This is a genomic window from Microbacterium oxydans (assembly GCF_026559675.1).
In the GTDB taxonomy this organism is placed as follows: Bacteria; Actinomycetota; Actinomycetes; order Actinomycetales; family Microbacteriaceae; genus Microbacterium; species Microbacterium oxydans_D.
The window spans coordinates 3,721,042-3,736,529 of the sequence record NZ_CP092891.1; the positions used below are offsets into that span (position 1 = coordinate 3,721,042).

The following is a 15,488-nucleotide window of genomic DNA, read 5'->3' on the forward strand; positions in this document are numbered from 1 at the left end:
GGGCGCCGACGCTTGTCTGTAGGCATTTCGGGGGACAGGGCATCGGGAGGCCCCGGCATCTTCCGTGTGCCAAGCTGGGCGCCATGGAAGCCAGCGATGACCTGTTCGTCCAAGCCCGCGCGACCGTCGGGTTCTTCCGCGTCTTGCTGGACGATGAGCACGAGATCGCCTACTCCGCCGGGTACCTCAGCGACACCGCAGTGACGGCGGGAAGCAGCACACGGAGCGAAGACCACACCTTTTCTGCCGTCGCCTGGCCGGCGGCCCTCGCACCGGCCCCTGGCCCTCGTCTGCACCACGAGAACGATGTCGATGCGTATCTCGACGGCGCTTTCCTCGAGCGCTCGTCCTGGCGACGGACGGAAGACGCCTGGGTGACCTGGCTCCGTGTCGCGGACGATGTGCGACTCGAGGTGTCCCTCGTCGGCCGGGTCGCCGGCCCTCCGGCTGAACTTTCCATCGCGCGAGACACCCCGTCGCTCTGATCCGCCCGACGCCGGCCGAACGGCTCGCACGGGGCTATCCGTGGATCAGCTGCGCGATCAGGAATCCGAGGTAGAACACGATGAATCCCAGACCGGGATCGCCGGGTCGCGGTCGGCGTCGTGCTCAGCTCGGCACGTTGTCGTCGAGCAGCGCGCGGAAGCTGCCGGCGAGCTGCACGACCTCGAAGCCGTTGTTGTGATCGATGAGATGCACCGGTCCGTTCGGGGAGATCCAGATCGGATTGCCGGCGCCGTCATCCGCGATCACGAGACCATCGACGAGATCCCCGTAGTCCGCTCGGCTCCGCATCGTGAGGTCCATACAGGTCTCGCTTCCGAGAAGGGACGCGTTGCCCCACCCGTGGACGGGCACCCCGACGAAGCAACCGCCCCAACGGCTCACGAACTCGACATAGTCCTCGTCGGGCAGCAGTCCGATGGCAGACAACCGCTCGCGGATCTCCGCGGCGGAGACGGGGTGACCGGCGCCGTACAGGGCCACGGTGCGCTCGATGCGCGCGACGAGCTCCTCAGACAACGGCATGCCGCAAGCCTATTCGCGGAGCACCGGTGATGCGCCCGAGGCCGCAGCCTGGATCAGGGTCGCGAGTTCGCGCGGCCGACTCCACATCGGCCAGTGCCCCGTGGGGAGGTCGACGACGTCGAGGTGATCGAGCGTCGCGACCTCGGCGAACATGGCGTGTCCGGCACGCGCCAGTTCGAGCACCTGCGCACTCTCGATCGAGCAGCACACCAGCGTGGTCGGGATCGTGCGGCGCCGATCGTTCACGAGCTCGACGGGCTGACGCAGCACGGGACCGGGCTCGGGGATGGCCCGCTCGCGGAAGCGCTCGAGCGTCCCTGGGCACAGGCCCTCGAGGCTCGCCTGCTGCGCGAGCACCTCGAAGGGCGGGAGCGGAAGCTCCTCCACCTCCTCCGGAAGGTCGGGAGCGAAGACGCTGCCGGTCGCGACCGGTCCGGAGTCGACCCACACCACACGACCGATCAGTTCGGGGTGCCGATCGAGGACGAGACTGACGGGGGCGTTCGCCCCGCTGTGCGCGACGATGATCGCGGGCTGCTCCTCAGAGACACCGAGCCGAGCCATGACGTCGAGGATCCCGGCGGCCTGATCGTCGAGACTCCTCGTCGCGCGCTCGGGATCGTTCGCGTCGAGACCCGCCAGCGTCACCGCGACCTGACGGGAGCGGTCGGTGCCCAGGTGTTCGAGGACCTCGTCCCACGCCCAGGCCCCCAGCCAGTGGCCGGCGATGAAGAGGATGGTCGGACTGCTCGTCGTCTGTGTCATGGCACCAGCCTCGTCCCCGCTCCGGGCAGGTGTGTGTCACTATTTATGTCATGAATTCCGGGACGGCGATTCGATGAAGCGCGCCGAGCGCCTCCACGCCCTGTCCGAGATGCTGCGCCGCAGCGGATCGCGGGGCACGTCCGCCGAGCGCCTCGCCCGGGAGTTCGAGGTCTCCGTACGCACCGTCAAACGCGACCTGGCGGCGCTCGAGCGCAGCGGCGCACCGCTCTGGTCGCGCCCGGGTCCGGGCGGCGGCTATGGACTGGCGGTCGGCGCGACCCTGCCTCCTGTCAGCCTGTCCCCCGCGCAGGCCGTGGCGCTCCTGGCGGCGGTGGCAGCGGCGGCCGATGCTCCGTACGCCGACTCCGCGACAGCCGGCGTCCGGAAGATCCTCGACGTGCTCGATCCCCGTACCCGCGCACGCGCCGATGAGCTGGCCCACCGCGTCTGGGTCGATGCGCCACCCTCCCCCTCACGCGCGATCAGGTCGGCGCTGGAGCCGAGCAGCGCGTCGTCCGCATCCGCTACACCGCGGGAGACGGCAGCACCACCACCCGCGACGTCGAACCCGTGCTGTTCGCCTCCACGAACGGCCGGTGGTACCTGGTCGGGTGGTGCCGGCTACGAGACGCCGTGCGCTGGTTCACCGTGTCGCGGGTCGAGCGCGCCGACGTGACCGCGATCGCCTGCACCGGCCACACGGTCCACGAGGTCGGCGAGCCTCCGGCGAACGCCAGACCGGTGCACGGCGGAGCCGCGTGAGCGCGGGTCGATCACGCTGAGGAATGCAGAACGCCCCCTGTCCCGGAGGACAGGGGGCGTTCTCGACGTGCCTTACTTGGCGGCGACGACCTGCAGCGTGATGACTGCGGTGACGTCGTCGTGCAGACGCACGGTCGCCTCGTGCTCACCGGTCACCTTGATGGGCGACGTGATGTGCACCTTGCGCTTGTCGATCGAGCCCAGGCCGGCGGCTGTGACAGCATCCGCGACGTGGTCCGTCTTGACCGAGCCGAAGAGACGACCCTCCTTGCCGGCCTTGACCGTGAGGCGCACCTTCGTGCCCTCGAGAGCGTTCTTCAGTGCGACAGCGTCGTCACGATCGTGGATCGCGCGTGCCTGACGCGCGGCCTGGATCGATGCGACCTGCTTTTCGCCACCGCGGGTCCACGCCGTAGCGAAGCCCTGCGGGATGAGGAAGTTGCGGGCGTACCCGTTCTTGACCTCGACCACGTCACCGGCGCTACCGAGCCCGGCGACCTCGTTCGTGAGAATCAGCTTTGCCATCTCGATACCCCTTACCGGCCGGCGCCAGCGTAGGGCAGGAGCGCCATTTCGCGCGCGTTCTTGATCGCCGTGGCGATCAGACGCTGCTCCTGCACCGAGACACCGGTGATACGACGGGCGCGGATCTTGCCGCGCTCCGAGACGAACTTGCGGAGGGTGGCGACATCCTTGTAATCGATGACACCGACCCGGATGGACTTCGCGGGAGCGGCGTTCTTCGCGCCCTTCCGCGGCTTGCGGCGGTCGCCGCTCGACTTTCCAGCCATTGTTTTTCCTTAGTGATGAGCGGATGCCGGCCGTGCGGGCCGGATCCAGAAGTTGTTCAGAACGGGGTGTCGTCGCCGAAGCTGCCCGGAGTGCTCCAGGCATCCGCGCTGGTCGACGAGCCGGGCGTGGACCACGGCTCCTCCGACACCTGCTGCTGCGCGGGGCGCGACTGTCCGCCGCCGCCGGCACCACCGGCACCGCCGGTCGAGGCCGCACGGGTGACCTGCGCGGTCGCGTACCGGAGCGAGGGGCCGATCTCGTCGACCTCCAGCTCGATCGCGGTGCGCTGGTTGCCCTCGCGGTCCTGGTAGGAGCGCTGACGCAGACGGCCCTGCGCGATGACGCGCATGCCCTTCGTCAGCGAACCCGCCACGTGCTCGGCGAACTCGCGCCACACGGATGCACGGAGGAACAGCGCTTCGCCGTCCTTCCACTCATTCGCGGCGCGGTCGAAGTTCCGAGGCGTCGATGCGATGGTGAAGTTCGCCACCGGCAGCCCGTTCTGCGTGTAGCGCAGCTCGGGGTCGGCCGTGAGGTTTCCCACCACGGTGATGACGGTTTCGCCGGCCATGGACGTCAGGCCTTCGCAGCCTTGGCGGCCTTGCGAGCAGCCTTCTCTTCGGAGCGCTTGGCCTCCGAAGCGACCATCGCCTGAGCCTCTTCCGAACGGAGGACCTTGGTGCGCATGATCTGCTCGTTCAGCTTCAGCTGACGGTCGAGCTCCTGCGTGGCCTCGCTCGTCGCGGTGAAGTTGACGACAGCGTAGATGCCCTCGGTCTTCTTCTGGATCTCGTAAGCCAGACGGCGCTTGCCCCAGATGTCGACCTTGTCAATCGAGCCACCATCGTTGGTGATGACCTTCAGGAACTTGTCGAGCGTCGGGGCGACCGTGCGCTCGTCGATCTCGGGGGTCAGAATGACCATGAGTTCGTACTGGTGCGTCACTTACCCACCTCCTTCGGACTAGAACGGCTCTCGGGACTTTCCCGGGAGCAGGAGGGTGTGTGCACGTGCCCGCCCCGAGAATCCCGAATGGACGCCGGAGGGCAGACAACCTCGACAGTCTAGCGGACTCAAGCCGGAGTCGCGAACGAGCCCTCCGCCGCACCGGGCGCGATGGCAGCAGCCCGCGATGGTTTGGCATGCTGGATGGCAGTGCCCGGTGATCGTCACCGGGCATCCGACCAGAGGGGGGACGCCATGCGCGTCAACAAATGGGGGGTCGGCGTGATTCTCGCCGCCGCCGTTCTGCTCACCGGCTGTGCAGGAGGCGGAACCGACACCGCCACCGACGCCAAGACCGGCAACGGCGCATCGCAGGAGGCGGAAGCGCCGAAGACGGACTGCCCCGAGCTCAAGGAGGGCGCGACCGTCGACGGCTCCGAGCTCGGCGCCTGCATCGCGGACGCGATGGCGGACACGGCCGGCTACGCGGCGAAGACCAGCATCATGGGCATCGACTCGACGTCGCGCTTCAACCCGTCCGAGAAGGCGGTCGAGTCGCTCTCGCCGGCCGGTTCGGTGATCGCCATCGGCGACGACGTGTGGGTGAAGTCCGCGACGAGCGACTGGCAGCCCGCCGACCCGAAGTCGAGCGACCCGGTCATCGCCGCGCTCAGCACCAGCGCCGCCGACCTCACGTCGATGGACCCGGCCACGGCCGCAGAGGCCCTCTCCGGTGAGTTCACCGTGACCGGCACGGGCGAGCGCCTCGGCCAGAAGGTGTTCCTCCTGAACGGGACCATCGAGCAGCAGGGCACCTCGATCGAGGTCCTCTTCGAGGTCACGCCCGACTACGTGAACCTGGCGTCGACCAGCACCGCGTCCGTCGAGGGCCAGTCGGTGGAGGTCGTGCTCGAGATCACCGAGTGGGACAAGAAGCAGGACATCGTCGCACCGCTCTGAGCGGAAGCGGACACGGCGGGCCGGGGGTGATCCCCCGGCCCGCCGTTCTGTCCGCAGAAGCGGTGTCGTATGCGGCGTCAGTACATGACGGGCGGGATCTCCGCCCACACCGTCCGGTCGTCGACCGAGGGAGCGGCGGGGATGCGTCCGGCGCCGTCGGGCTCCGGGATCGCGGCCAGCAGCGCCTGCGTGTACGGATGCTGCGGCGCGGCCCAGAGCTGATCGGTCGGTCCGGACTCGAGCACGCGCCCGCCGAACATCACGAACGTGCGGTCGGCGATGCGACGGACCACCGCGAGGTCGTGCGAGATGAACAGCATCCCCGCGCCCGACTCCGCCACCAGGTCGCGCATCAGGCCGGCGACACTCGTCTGCGTCGAGGCGTCGAGCGCCGAGATCGGCTCGTCGGCGACCAGGAGCGACGGCCGCGCGGCCAGTGCCCTGGCGATCGCGATGCGCTGCTTCTGTCCACCGGAGAACTGGTGCGGGAAGCGGGTGCTCACGTTCGTGGGCAGCCCGACGCGCTCGAGCCATTCGTCCACGGTCGACCCTTCGGCACCACGAGCGCGGGCGGTGGCGATGCCGTCGGCGATCTGGTCGCCGACGCGGCGTCGCGGGTTGAGCGAGGTCGCCGGGTCCTGGAACACCATCTGGATGCCGGTGAGAGCGATCGAGCGGCGGCGGATGCCGAGCGGCGACACGGGAGCATCGCGGAACCGCACCGTGCCCCCGGCGATCTTCTCGATGCCGACGACGGCCCGGGCGAGGCTGGACTTGCCGCTGCCGGACTCGCCGACGAGCGCGACGGTCTCCCCCGCCGCGACGCTGATCGACACGCCGTTCACGGCGATGACCGGCGGGCTCCCGGCGTAGCGCACGACCACGTCGTGCGCGTCGAGGACGGCGACCTCACTCATCAGCGGCCTGCCCTTCCGGTGCCTCGTCGATGCGCGAACCCGGCAGGGCCGCGAGCAGCATGCGCGTGTAGTCGTGCTGCGGATCACGGAACAGGGTCGCGCGGTCGGCGAGCTCCACGATCCGACCGTCCTTCATGACGGCCACCCGGTCGGCGATCGCGCTCATCACGCCCAGATCGTGCGTCACGAGCAGCACGGCGAGGTTCCGCTCGATCGCGAGGTCGCGCAGCAGCTTCAGGATGCCGGCCTGCACCGTGACGTCGAGGGCGGTCGTCGGCTCGTCGGCCAGCAGCACCTCGGGGTCGCACGCGAGAGCGCACGCGATGGCGATGCGCTGACGCTGGCCACCCGAGAACTGGTGCGGATAGCGCTTGAGAGCCTCGGCGGGGTTCGGCACCTGCACGGTCTCGAGCAGCTCGACCGCTCGTTCCCGCGCCGCCGCGCCCTTGAGTCCGAGGTGCACGCGCATGTGGTCGGTGAGCTGGCGTCCGACCGGCAGCTGCGGGTGCAGCGAAGCCGACGGGTCCTGGAACACCATGGCGATCCGCTTGCCGCGGACCCGGTTGAGCGCGCGGCGCTTCAGACCGACGAGCTCCTCCCCCGACAGGGAGATCGATCCGCCGGTGCGCGCCTGGCGCGGCAGCAGTCCGAGCACGGCGAGCGAGGTGAGCGTCTTGCCCGATCCCGATTCGCCGGCGAGACCGTGGATGCGCCCGGCCTCGAGCTCGAGCGACACGCCCTTCACGAGGGGCCGTCCGATGTCGATCGTCAGGTCGCGGATGCTGAGCACGGAGGCTCCCTGCCCGGTCATGCGGCCACTCCCGTCGCAGAGGCCTTGTGCTCGGCGGCCTTCTCGTGCGTGATCTCGGCCGTCGGGTCGAGCACGTCGCGCATCGCGTCGCCGAGGAAGTTGAACGCCAGCACCACGGTCAGGATCGCGAGACCCGGGAACACTCCGAGCCACCAGGCATCGAAGTTCTGCATCGCGCCCGAGATCATCGAGCCCCACTCGGCCGTGGGCGGCTGTGCGCCGAGGCCGAGGAAGGAGAGCCCGGAGAGGAGCAGGATCGCCGCGCCGATGTCGAGCGTCGCCAGCACCAGCACCGGGCCGGCGATATTCGGGAGGATGTCGACGAACAGCGTGCGCGCGGGCGAGTGTCCGAGCAGGCGTCCGGCGATCACGTAGTTCTGTCCGCGGAGTCCGAGGACGATGCTGCGTGTGACGCGGGAGTACTGCGGCCACGACACCACGATCGCGGCGATCACCGCGTTGAACAGCGACGGTCCGAGCGACGCGGCGACCACCATGGCGAGGATCACGGTCGGGAAGGCCATGAACAGGTCGGTGATGCGCATGAGCGTCTCGTCGACCCAGCCGCCGAAGTATCCGGCGAGCGCGCCGATCAGCGTGCCGATGATCATCGCGGCGATCACGAGCATGAGCGCGAGCGGCAGGCTCACGGTGGCACCCGTCATCAGGCGGGAGAAGATGTCGCGCCCGTTGCCGTCGGTGCCGAGGAACGTGTCGATGCCGGGCGCCTGCAGACGCGGGAGCACCTGTGCGTTGGGCGGGTACGGGACCCACCACTGCGCCGTGAAGGCCACGATGACCCAGGCGCCGGCGATGACGGTGCCGATGATGCCGAGCGGGGTGCGCCAGGCACGGGGCCAGCGGAAGCGGAAGCGCCCTGCCGGGGAGGCGGCGGCGATGCGGCTCATGCGATCCTCACTCTCGGGTCGAGCACGCCGTAGAGGAGGTCGACGATGAAGTTGATGAGGAGGTAGATGATGCCGACCACGAGACCGACCCCCATGATGCCGGGGAGGTCGAGGTTCGCGGCCGAGTTGTAGGCGTACGTGCCGAGGCCGGGCCAGGCGAACACCGACTCGACGAGCACGGTGCCGGAGAGCAGGGCGCCGAACGCGACACCGACCACCGTGAGGATCGGGAGCGAGGCGCCGCGCAGCACGTAATCGAGGATCACGCGCATGGCCGGGAGCCCCTTGGCGCGAGCGGCCCGCACGTAGTCGCTGCCGAGGACCTCGAGCACGGAGGTGCGGATGAAGCGGGTCAGCAGACCGATCGTCACGAGCGAGAGCACCATCACGGGAAGAGCCAGGTGCGCGAGGGCGTCGAAGAAACCGACGCCGTCGCCGTTCAGGAGGTAGTCGACCGTGTAGAGGCCGGTCACGCGCGGCGGCGGTGTGATCGACGGCGAGATGCGTCCGGAGCCCGGCGCGATGCGCAGCTCCAGGAAGAAGACGTAGAAGCTGACCAGCGCCAGCCAGAACGTCGGCACGCTCAGTCCGACGAGCGTGACCACGCGGATCACCTGGTCGGTGACGAGTCCGCGACGGTATGCGGCGAGGGTGCCGAGCACGATGCTGACCGCGAGGCTCACGATGATCGCGCCGATGGCGATCTCGATGGTCGCGGGCACCGCGGTGGCGAGGTCGCTGGTGACCGGGCGTCCGGTCACCAGCGACGTGCCGAGGTCCCCGCGGAGCAGGTTCCCCATGTAGATGAAGTACTGCACGAACAGTGGCTGGTCGAGACCGTGCTCCTTGATGAAGGCGTCACGGGTCGCCGGGTTCTGCGACGCACCCTCACCGAGTGCGGCCGAGACCGGGTCTCCCGGCACCAGGTTGGTGAGCGCGAACGTGACGATCGTCACGCCCACCAACAGGAGCAGGGAGGTGCCGGCCCGCCGCAGCAGGTATCCGATCAGAGGCGATCGGCGCCGCTGCGCCTGCCTCTGCACGGCCACTGTCGTCATGGGATGTCCGTTCAGCCGGCCGGCGTGATCTCGGCGATGTCCATCTCCCAGACGGAGTTGTACACCGCACCCTTCACGCTGTCCGCGGAGGAGATGTTGCGACCGGGGACGATCAGCGGGACGAACGGACCCTCGGCCTGCATCGCCTCGGCGAACTCCGTGAAGGCGGCCGTGCGCTGGTCGGCGTCGGTCGCGGCGGCAGCTCCCGCGGCGATGCCGGCGATCTCCGGGTTGGCCTCGGCGGCCCAGCCGGCGCGGAGGCCGACCTTCAGACCCGGACCGAAGGGGAGGAAGTTCGCGGAGTCCGCGTAGTCCGGGCCCCAGAACCACAGACCGAAGCCCTCGGTGCCGTTGACGTAGGAGTCGAGCTCGGTCGCGAACGGGGCGGGCGCGAGGTCGACCGTGATGCCGGCGTCCTCGAGCTGCGCCTGGATGCGCTCGGCGAGCGGGGTGAACTCCACGCCGCCGACCGGGTAGTCGTTCGGGAACTGCAGCTTCAGCGTCTGACCGGTGTACCCGGCCTCGGCGAGCGCGGCCTTCGCCTTGGCGAGGTCCTGCTTCACACCGCCGTCGAGTGCACCTTCGAATCCGGGCGGGATGACGCCGGTCGCCTGCACGGAGCCGGCACCGGCCAGCTCGAGCAGCGCGTCGTAGTCGAGCGAGTAGCGGATCGCCTCGGCGATCTTGACGTTCGCCAGCTCTCCGGCGACGGCCTCGGACTGGTTCAGCAGCAGGAAGATCGTCTGACCGGACGGGACGGAGTCGACCGTGATGTCGTCGCCGAGACCGGCGACCTGGTCGCCGTTGAGGTCCATCGCGACCATCGAGTCGCCGCCCTTGAGGTTGGCGAGCTGAGTGGCGCTCTCCGAGACGTTGCGCACGACGACGCGCTTGTAGGCCGACTCCTCGTCGCCGTTGTACTCGTCGTTCTTCGTCAGCACGACCTGCGAGCTGAGGTCGAGCGTGTCGAGCACGAAGGGTCCGGAGCCCGCGGATGCGCCGTCGAGGAACTTCTGCGCCGTGTCCGTGCCGTCGGTGGTCCCGCCGTTCTCGATCACGACGTCGGAGTTGACGATGCCGAGCGCCGGGTTCGCGAGGATCGCGGGCAGCTGGAGCAGCGGGGTCTCCGAGGTGAACTGGATGGTCTTGTCGTCGACCTCGGTGATGGTGAGGCCGCCGAGGAGGAAGTTCGGCTTGGCGTCGGCCATGCCCTGGATGCGCTGGAGCGAGAAGACGACGTCCTTCGCCTCGATCGGCGAGCCGTCGGAGAAGACGCGGTCGCCCTCGAGCGTGAAGGTGAACTCGGTCGCCTCGTCGTTCTGCTCCCACGACGCGAGTCCGGGGACAGGGGTGGAGACGTCGGAGCCCTCGAAGTCGACGAGGGTCTCGTACAGGGCCTTCGCGATCATGTTGCCGGTCGGGTCGTAGGTGTGACCCGGGTCGGTGGTCTCGATCGAGAACGCGGTGTCGATGACGAGGGAGTCGGAGCCGGAGGACTGCTCGCCGTTGCCTGCCGAGTTCCCTCCCGAGCAACCTGCGAGCGCCAGGAGCGCGACGGCTCCGAGCGCGATGACCGGCGTGATACGGCGTGACGACATGAGGGCCTCCAAAGGCGAGGAGTACATTCGGGTGAGTCGCCACCGATGTGGACGACCGTGGATCAGATTCGCATCATATGCGACGATGTGTCCAGCAAGTGCGGGTCACACCGACACGCTCTGTCCAGAACCTCGGATGTGGAGAGCAATATGTCCAGCATGGATGCGGAACCGTCGAAGCATTCTGGACGAAGTGCCGCCCCTTTGGACGAGACCGCATACAGAATCCTCGAAGTGCTCCGGGATAACGGTCGTGTCTCGATCGCCGCCCTCGCGGACCGGGTCGGGATCTCGCGGGCGAACGCCTACACGCGGGTCGAGTCGCTGGTCCATGACGGCGTGATCACGGGCTTCAGCGCCCGGGTGGATCAGGCGAAGGCAGGGCTCTCGATCGGGGCGCTCGTGTTCGTCACGGTGATGCCCCAGGCGTGGACCTCGTTCCGGGAGCGCGTGCTGGAGATGCCCGACGTGGAGTGGTGCGCCATCACCACCGGGGAGCACGACGCGATGCTGCTCATCCGTGCCGTCGACGTCAGCGGCGTGCACGAGTTCTCCACCGGGGTCATCGCCCAGCTGCCCGAGGTGCGCACGGTCGTCAGCGTCGTCGTGCTCGACGAGGTGATCCGCCGGCCCTATCTGCTGCCGGCCGATCTGCCGGAGCGCAGCACGGAGATCCCGCTCGGGATGACGCGCTGGACGCCGGCCTCACCCGGCCGCGACGCCCTGCCGCCCCGCTGAGCGTTTCGTCTCGGTCGCTGCGCTTCGTTCGCTCAACGACCGGTCGCGGTCGTTGAGCGAGCGAAGCGAGACGAAACGCCGTCAGACCGCGATCTCCTCGCACACGCTGAGCTGCGGGAGGCCGTGCATCTCGTAGTGCTCGACCAGGCGGATGCCGCCGTCCTCGGCGAGTTCCAGCTCGCTCTCGCCGTCGCCCGTCACGACCGATCCGTCCGCGACGAGCACGTGCACGAAGGACACCCAGATCGTGTCGCCGGTGCGCGTACCGACGAACTTGCCGAAGGTGACCGTGTCGCCCTCGTATCCGCCCCAGATCGCGCCGTCGCGCTCGAAGTACTCGAAGATGCTGGGCGATTCGGGGTCGACCGCCGAGGTCGTGGACGAGATCATCCGGAAGCGGCGGCCATGGAGGGAGGGGAGGGTTGCTGTCGCAGTCACATCCTCGATTATGCGGGATGGCGTCGCAGCCCGGATGCGACCGGGTTCCTGCCGCAGGGGCTCGCGGCCCCGCCGAGGATCACCCGGAACAGGTGAACGAGGCCATCCCCGACCGCGGAAGCGTGCCTACGCTGTGCCGCAGGAGGCGCCGTGACATCGCGCCGCGATTCCGAGGAGTGAGCATGACCGAGCCCCAGCGTTCCAGCCTTCCGATCCCCGACCTGGGGTACTCCGGCACGGTGACGTACGACGCGACCGACCCCGACACCGCGTTCCCGCCGATCACTCCCGTGCGCCCGCCGAAGGGTGCCCCCAACGTCCTCGTCGTGCTCATCGACGACACCGGATTCGGCGCGTCGAGCGCGTTCGGCGGACCCGTGCACACGCCCAACTTCGAACGTGTCGCCGCCGCGGGCCTGAAGTACACGCGCTTCCACACCACGGCGCTGTGCTCGCCGACCAGGGCGGCGCTGCTCAGCGGGCGCAACCACCACACCGTGGGCATGGGCGGCATCACCGAGATCGCGACCTCGGCGCCCGGCTACAGCTCGCTGCGGCCCAACAGCTGCGCCCCGCTCGCCGAGACGCTCAAGCTCAACGGCTACAACACCGCCCAGTTCGGCAAGTGCCACGAGGTCCCGGTGTGGCAGGCGAGCGCGATCGGACCGTTCGACGGCTGGCCCTCTCCGGGCAACGGCTTCGAGTACTTCTACGGCTTCATCGGCGGCGAGACCAACCAGTGGTACCCCGCGCTCTACGAGAACACCACCCCGGTGGAACCCTGGGGCACTCCCGAAGACGGCTATCACTTCATGGGCGACATGACCGACAAGGCGATCGCGTGGACGCGGGAGCAGAAGATGCTCGCCCCCGACGTGCCCGCGTTCACCTACTTCGCGCCCGGCGCCACCCACGCCCCGCACCACGTTCCCGCCGAGTGGGCGGACCGGTACAAGGGCGAGTTCGACCAGGGCTGGGATGAGATCCGCAAGGAGACCTTCGCCCGCCAGCTCGAGCTCGGCGTCATCCCGCCGGACGCCGTCCTCACCGAGCGCAGCGCCGGCATCCCCGCGTGGGATGACATGAGCGACCTCATCAAGCCCGCCCTCGCGCGACAGATGGAGGTGTACGCGGGATTCCTGTCCTACGCCGACCACCACGTCGGCCGCCTGCTCGACGCGTACGAGGAGCTCGGCATCCTCGACGACACCCTCGTCTACGTGATCATCGGCGACAACGGCGCGAGTGCCGAGGGGTCGATGCACGGCACGACGAACGAGGGCTTCACGATCAACCACATGAACGACATCGAGACCGAGCAGTACGTCGTCGATCACATCGACGACATCGGCACTCCCCGCTCCTACAACCACTACGCGGTGGGCTGGGCGCACGCGATGGACACCCCGTACCAGTGGACCAAGCAGGTGGCCAGCCACTGGGGCGGCACCCGCAACGGCACGATCGTCAGCTGGCCGAACGGCGGGGTCGAGAAGGGCGGCATCCGCAATCAGTTCTCGCACGTGATCGACGTCGCGCCGACCGTGCTCGAGGCCGCCGGCATCCCGGAGCCGACGAGCGTCAACGGCGTGACCCAGCGCCCGTACGAGGGCACGCCGATGAACTACACGTTCACGGATGCCGCCGCCGAGGAGCGACACGTCACCCAGTACTTCGAGATGGTCGGCAACCGTGCGATCTATCACAAGGGCTGGACCGCGGTGGCGAAGCACAAGGACCCCTGGCTCGGCTCCGACCACGGTCTCGACGACGACGTCTGGGAGCTCTACAACGTCGAGGAGGACTGGACGCAGTCGAACGACCTCGCCGCGCAGGAGCCGGAGAAGCTCGCCCACCTGCAGCAGCTCTTCCTCATCCAGGCCGCGCGTTTCAACGTGCTGCCGCTCGACATCCGCACCGCCGAGCGCTTCAATCCCGATCTCGCCGGTCGGCCCGTCCTCTCGCTCAGCGACACGCAGAAGTTCTATCCCGGCATGAGGCGGCTCAGCGAGAACACCACGATCAACATCAAGAACAAGTCGTGGACGGTCACCGCGCAGGTCTCGGTGCCGGATGCCGGTGCGGAGGGCGTGCTGATCGCGCAGGGCGGAGCCTACGGCGGCTGGTCGTTCTACGCGAAGGACGGGCATCTGGCCTTCGCCTACAACCTGCTCGGCATCGACGTCGACATCGTCCGCTCCGACAGTCCGATCCCCGCCGGGGAGCAGGAGCTCCGCGCGCACTTCGCGTATGACGGCGGTGGACTCGCCAAGGGCGGCACCGTCACGCTGTACGTCGGCGAGGACAGGATCGGTGAAGGGCGCGTGCAGAAGACGATCCCGTTCCAGTTCACGTTCGACGAGACGGTCGACGTCGGCTGCGATCTGGCCTCCCCGGTCTCACCCGACTATCCGGCGGCCGGGAACGGATTCACCGGAACCCTCCAGTGGGTGCGCATCGACCTCGGCGACGACGATCACTCGCACCTGATCGACGACGAGCACAAGCTCGCGGTGGCGATGCTCAAGCAGTAGCGCCGGAGCCCAGGCGCCACTCGTCCTCGAGGAGCGCGTACACGAGGAGCGTGGTCCACTCCCCCTTGAACCACTCGCTCTCCACGAGCCGTGCCTCGCGCCGGAAGCCGAGCCGCTCGGCGACTCGCGCGGACGACGTGTTGCGGTCGTCGATGCGCGCGACGATCCGGAGCAGTCCCAGGCCGTCGAAGCCGAGGGCGAGCAGCGCTGCCACCGCCTCGGTCGCATAGCCACGCCCGCCGACCCGGGGGTCGAAGATGTAGCCCACCTCACCGGCGCGGTCGGTCTCGCCGCGCCAGAACAGCACCACGTCGCCGAGGAGCGCTCCGGTCTCGCGGTCCTCCACCGCCAGGGAGACCGCGTCGCCCTCCTGCGCGAACTGCGTGTTCGCCCAGGTCGTGGCGATGCGCCGCTCGACGTCGGCGAGGGTCAGCGGCTCGTACGGCACGTAGCGCACCGCATCCGGATCGGACTTGTACGCGTGCATCGCCTCGGCATCCGCGAGCACGATCGGGCGCAGGAGCAGGCGCGCGGTGCGGATCGGGAACTCCGGGGCGTGGCCGCCGGTCGACGCGTGGACGGTCGGCGCGACGGCGTCCGTCCGTGCACCGCGCAACCGGCTCGCCGCCCAGACCAGTGCCCCTGCCGCCAGGATTGCGGCGAGCAGCCCGGCGATGTGGAGGAGCAGCGACGTGATCCCACGTTCGGGGAGGAGGAATCCGTAGGGCACCCATCCGTCGGTCGCGCCGCGCATGAGCACGACGGCGAGCCACAGGATCGGATACGGCAGGAGCAGCCACAGCCGACTCCAGGGAAGACGCGCACGGTCACGGCTCAAGAGCCAGTCCAGGGCGAACAGCACCGGGAAGATCGCATGGAGGAGGGCGCTCATCCAGGGCGGAGCCGATCCTGTGCCCGGCACGAGGACGTTGTAGACCACCGCCACGACGATCAGGTAGGCCGTCACGATTCCCCGCAGCAGGATGAGTGCGCGGGACACCCCACGACCCGCGACCACGACCGCCCCCGTCACGACCAGGAGGAGGGCGGCGAGCAGACTCGTCTGGTTGGTGAAGTAGCCGAAGTAGTCGAACGGATTCCCGTCGCCCGCCTCGAGGCGCAGCGTGTAGCCGTACCCGAGGACGCCGATGACCGCGGCTCCGACGACGATGCGGGCGATCGCCCACGCGAAGGCGGACGGGGGCACGGTGTCGGACTTCACGTCGACAGCCT

Annotated in this window: 17 protein-coding genes and 1 pseudogene; 5 read left to right on the forward strand and 13 right to left on the reverse strand. The window is 68.9% G+C overall.

What is annotated here, in order from left to right:
- Positions 1-83: 83 nt before the first annotated feature.
- Positions 84-485 (forward strand): hypothetical protein, encoded by a 402-nt coding sequence (locus MME74_RS18030; protein WP_267416502.1) that lies wholly within the window; start codon positions 84-86, stop codon positions 483-485.
- Positions 486-609: 124 nt separating this feature from the next.
- Here MME74_RS18030 and MME74_RS18035 read toward each other — a convergent pair whose 3' ends face one another.
- The gene (locus tag MME74_RS18035) at positions 610-1,029 is read right to left on the reverse strand and encodes an SMI1/KNR4 family protein (protein WP_267416503.1); all 420 of its coding nucleotides are present in this window, start codon (positions 1,027-1,029) and stop codon (positions 610-612) included.
- A gap of 9 nt (positions 1,030-1,038) precedes the next feature.
- Positions 1,039-1,794, reverse strand: coding sequence for an alpha/beta fold hydrolase (locus MME74_RS18040; RefSeq protein WP_267416504.1), 756 nt, complete (start codon positions 1,792-1,794; stop codon positions 1,039-1,041).
- Positions 1,795-1,867: 73 nt separating this feature from the next.
- On the opposite strand from MME74_RS18040, the pseudogene MME74_RS18045 reads away from it, so the two are divergent.
- Positions 1,868-2,556: pseudogene (locus MME74_RS18045) on the forward strand (helix-turn-helix transcriptional regulator).
- 72 nt (positions 2,557-2,628) lie between these two features.
- On the opposite strand, the gene rplI reads toward MME74_RS18045, so the two are convergent.
- Genes rplI through rpsF form a run of 4 tightly spaced genes read right to left on the reverse strand, consistent with a single transcriptional unit; the run spans position 2,629 to position 4,293 of the window.
- A complete protein-coding gene (gene rplI, locus MME74_RS18050; RefSeq protein ID WP_267416505.1) occupies positions 2,629-3,081 on the reverse strand; it encodes a 50S ribosomal protein L9 in 453 nt (150 codons plus the stop codon).
- 11 nt (positions 3,082-3,092) lie between these two features.
- Positions 3,093-3,347 carry a 30S ribosomal protein S18 gene (gene rpsR / locus MME74_RS18055; protein ID WP_017203799.1) on the reverse strand — a complete coding sequence of 85 codons (255 nt, stop codon included), beginning with the start codon at positions 3,345-3,347 and terminating at the stop codon, positions 3,093-3,095.
- Positions 3,348-3,403: 56 nt separating this feature from the next.
- Positions 3,404-3,919, reverse strand: a complete 516-nt coding sequence (locus MME74_RS18060; protein WP_267416509.1) for a single-stranded DNA-binding protein — start codon at positions 3,917-3,919, stop codon at positions 3,404-3,406.
- Positions 3,920-3,924: 5 nt separating this feature from the next.
- Positions 3,925-4,293, reverse strand: coding sequence for a 30S ribosomal protein S6 (gene rpsF, locus MME74_RS18065; RefSeq protein WP_017829852.1), 369 nt, complete (start codon positions 4,291-4,293; stop codon positions 3,925-3,927).
- Between the two features lie 255 nt (positions 4,294-4,548).
- Here rpsF and MME74_RS18070 point away from each other — a divergent pair, with 255 nt between their 5' ends.
- Positions 4,549-5,253 (forward strand): hypothetical protein, encoded by a 705-nt coding sequence (locus MME74_RS18070; protein ID WP_267416510.1) that lies wholly within the window; start codon positions 4,549-4,551, stop codon positions 5,251-5,253.
- A 77-nt stretch (positions 5,254-5,330) separates the two neighbouring features.
- On the opposite strand, the gene MME74_RS18075 is transcribed toward MME74_RS18070, so the two are convergent.
- From MME74_RS18075 to MME74_RS18095, 5 genes are read right to left on the reverse strand one after another with little or no spacing between them, the layout of a single operon-like run.
- Positions 5,331-6,170 carry an ABC transporter ATP-binding protein gene (locus MME74_RS18075; protein WP_267416511.1) on the reverse strand — a complete coding sequence of 280 codons (840 nt, stop codon included), beginning with the start codon at positions 6,168-6,170 and terminating at the stop codon, positions 5,331-5,333.
- Complete coding sequence (locus tag MME74_RS18080) at positions 6,163-6,981, reverse strand: ABC transporter ATP-binding protein (protein WP_267416513.1); 819 nt, start codon at positions 6,979-6,981, stop codon at positions 6,163-6,165. Before MME74_RS18080 ends, MME74_RS18075 begins: the two co-directional genes overlap by 8 nt.
- Positions 6,978-7,889 carry an ABC transporter permease gene (locus tag MME74_RS18085; protein WP_267416514.1) on the reverse strand — a complete coding sequence of 304 codons (912 nt, stop codon included), beginning with the start codon at positions 7,887-7,889 and terminating at the stop codon, positions 6,978-6,980. The genes MME74_RS18080 and MME74_RS18085 overlap by 4 nt, the downstream gene beginning before the upstream one ends.
- Positions 7,886-8,947, reverse strand: a complete 1,062-nt coding sequence (locus MME74_RS18090) for an ABC transporter permease (RefSeq protein ID WP_267416515.1) — start codon at positions 8,945-8,947, stop codon at positions 7,886-7,888. Before MME74_RS18090 ends, MME74_RS18085 begins: the two co-directional genes overlap by 4 nt.
- A gap of 11 nt (positions 8,948-8,958) precedes the next feature.
- Positions 8,959-10,545: an ABC transporter substrate-binding protein gene (locus MME74_RS18095; RefSeq protein WP_267416516.1), complete on the reverse strand. Its 1,587-nt coding sequence runs from the start codon at positions 10,543-10,545 to the stop codon at positions 8,959-8,961.
- 159 nt (positions 10,546-10,704) lie between these two features.
- Between MME74_RS18095 and MME74_RS18100 the strand changes: the two genes are divergently transcribed.
- On the forward strand, positions 10,705-11,283 hold the full coding sequence (locus MME74_RS18100; RefSeq protein WP_267416517.1) for an Lrp/AsnC family transcriptional regulator: 579 nt from the start codon (positions 10,705-10,707) through the stop codon (positions 11,281-11,283).
- 81 nt (positions 11,284-11,364) lie between these two features.
- Here the strand turns inward: MME74_RS18100 and MME74_RS18105 are convergent, their stop codons facing one another.
- On the reverse strand, positions 11,365-11,721 hold the full coding sequence (locus MME74_RS18105; RefSeq protein ID WP_267416518.1) for a hypothetical protein: 357 nt from the start codon (positions 11,719-11,721) through the stop codon (positions 11,365-11,367).
- 182 nt (positions 11,722-11,903) lie between these two features.
- Here MME74_RS18105 and MME74_RS18110 point away from each other — a divergent pair, with 182 nt between their 5' ends.
- Positions 11,904-14,255 carry an arylsulfatase gene (locus tag MME74_RS18110; protein WP_267416519.1) on the forward strand — a complete coding sequence of 784 codons (2,352 nt, stop codon included), beginning with the start codon at positions 11,904-11,906 and terminating at the stop codon, positions 14,253-14,255.
- Here MME74_RS18110 and MME74_RS18115 read toward each other — a convergent pair.
- Entirely contained in the window at positions 14,245-15,477 is a 1,233-nt protein-coding gene (locus tag MME74_RS18115; protein ID WP_267416520.1) for a GNAT family N-acetyltransferase, read from the reverse strand. The genes MME74_RS18110 and MME74_RS18115 overlap by 11 nt on opposite strands.
- Positions 15,478-15,488 lie beyond the last annotated feature (11 nt).